Source organism: Streptomyces sp. L-9-10 (assembly GCF_004151105.1).
Lineage (GTDB): Bacteria > Actinomycetota > Actinomycetes > Streptomycetales > Streptomycetaceae > Streptomyces.
Genome location: NZ_PHRF01000091.1, coordinates 1 through 2,113 on the forward strand (window position 1 = coordinate 1; position 2,113 = coordinate 2,113).

The window sequence follows — 2,113 nt, forward strand, 5'->3', positions numbered from 1 at the left end:
TGTTCGCGGTGGAGGTGGCGCTGTTCCGGCTGGTCGAATCGTGGGGTGTGCGGACCGACTTCGTGGCGGGGCATTCGATCGGTGAGGTCGCGGCGGCGCATGTGGCGGGGGTGTTCTCGTTGGAGGACGCCTGCGCGTTGGTGGTCGCCAGGGCGCGGCTGATGGGGGCGCTGCCGTCCGGTGGTGCGATGGTCGCGGTCCGGGCGACGGAGGACGAGGTCCTTCCGCTGCTGTTCGAGCGTCAGGGCGAAGTGTCGGTCGCCGCCGTCAACGGACCGTCGTCCGTGGTGATCTCAGGCCACGAGGACGTGGTCCTGGAAGTCGCGGCACGCCTGGAGGATCAGGGCCGGAAGGCCACCTGGCTGCGGGTCTCGCACGCGTTCCACTCACCTTTGATGGATCCGATGCTGGACGAGTTCCGCGCGGTGGCGGAGGGCCTGTCGTTCGAGGCGCCGCGTATCGGGGTCGTGTCGAATCTGACCGGTGGTCCGGCGTCGGCGGAGGAGCTGTGCTCGGCCGACTACTGGGTACGGCATGTCCGGGAAGCCGTGCGCTTCGCCGATGGGGTACGGACGCTCGGCGAGCAGGGCGTGGGTACGTTCCTGGAGTTGGGCCCGGACGGCGTGCTCTCCGCGATGGCACGGGAGTCGGTACCCGACGAGGCCCTCACCGTGCCTGTCCTCCGTAAGGATCGCGCCGAAGAACTGTCGGCCGTCACCGCACTGGCGCAGCTGCATGTGCGGGGGGTCGTCGTGGACTGGGCCGGGTTCTTCACCGGTACCGGGGCGTCGCGGGTGGATGTGCCCACGTACGCCTTCGAACACCAGCCGTTCTGGCCCAGCGGTATGCGGGGCGGCACCGACGCGGCGGCCATCGGGCTTGTCGAGGCCGGGCATCCGCTGCTCAACGGCGTCGTGGAGCTGGCCGAGGGCGAAGGCGTGCTGCTCACCGGCCGGCTGTCGGCGCGCTCGCACCCCTGGCTGGCTGATCACGCGGTGATGGGCCGGGTTCTCGTACCGGGAACGGCGTTGCTTGAGCTGGCGATCCGGGCCGGTGACGAGGTCGGCTGCGACCGTGTGGAGGAGTTGACACTCGCGGCGCCGCTGGTGCTCCCGGAGCGGGGCGCGGTGCGGACGCAGGTGCGGGTGGGGGTGGCGGATGAGTCGGGGCGGCGTACGGTCGCGATTCACTCGCGTCTTGAGGGTGAGGGGGAGTTGCCGTGGACGCAGCACGCGGCGGGTGTGCTGGCGGTAGGTGCTGAGGCCGGGGCTGTCGTTGAGTTTGATGCGTCGGTTTGGCCGCCGGTGGGTGCTGAGCCGGTGGATCTGGACGGTTTCTACGAGGCACGGGCCGTCGAGGGCTTCGCGTACGGCCCGGTGTTCCAGGGCCTGCGCGCCGCGTGGAGCCGGGACGGCGAGATCTACGCAGAGGTGAGCCTGCCCGAGGACGTGCGAGGTGACGCGGAGGCGTTCGGCCTCCATCCCGCGTTGCTGGATGCCGGTCTTCATTCGGCGTGGTTCGTGGGCTCGCCGGGTGAGGCTGCTGATGGCGCTGGTGGTGCTGGTCGGCAGTCCGGTGGTGTCCCGTTCGCGTGGGGTGGGGTGTCGTTGCGGGCGTCGGGGGCTTCTTCGGTGCGGGTGCGGCTGGTGCGTGGGGTGGATGGCGTCGTGTCGATCGCGGTGGCTGATGTGATGGGTGCGCCGGTCGCGTCGGTGGAGTCGTTGGCGATGCGGGCGTTGTCGGCGGAGGCTCTGGATGAGGCGGGTGCGCTGACGAGGGACGCGCTGTTCCGGCTGGACTGGACACCGGTGTCCACTTCGTCTGCCGGCACTTCGCTGACGATCGCGGTGGCGGGCCAGGACACCTTGGGCCTGGTCGAGGCCCTGCGTGATGCGGGAACCGAGTCCGAACGCGTCGCGGATCTTGCCGCGTTGGCCGCTGATGAGGGACCGGTGCCAGATGTGGTGCTGATCCCGGTGGTCGGAGAGCTGACCACTGACCCAGCCGATGCGGCACGGGCGTTGACGCATCGGGTGCTTGGGTTGCTTCAGGAGCGTTTGGTGGAGGAGCGGTTCGCGGGGTCGCGGTTTGTGTTTGTGACGCGGGGTGCGGT

1 protein-coding gene is annotated in these 2,113 nt (G+C 69.9%); it reads left to right on the forward strand.

Annotated features, from left to right (window positions below; genetic code table 11):
• A partial coding sequence (locus CU044_RS21295) for an acyltransferase domain-containing protein (RefSeq protein WP_240045750.1) occupies positions 1-2,113 on the forward strand: 2,113 nt, incomplete at both ends.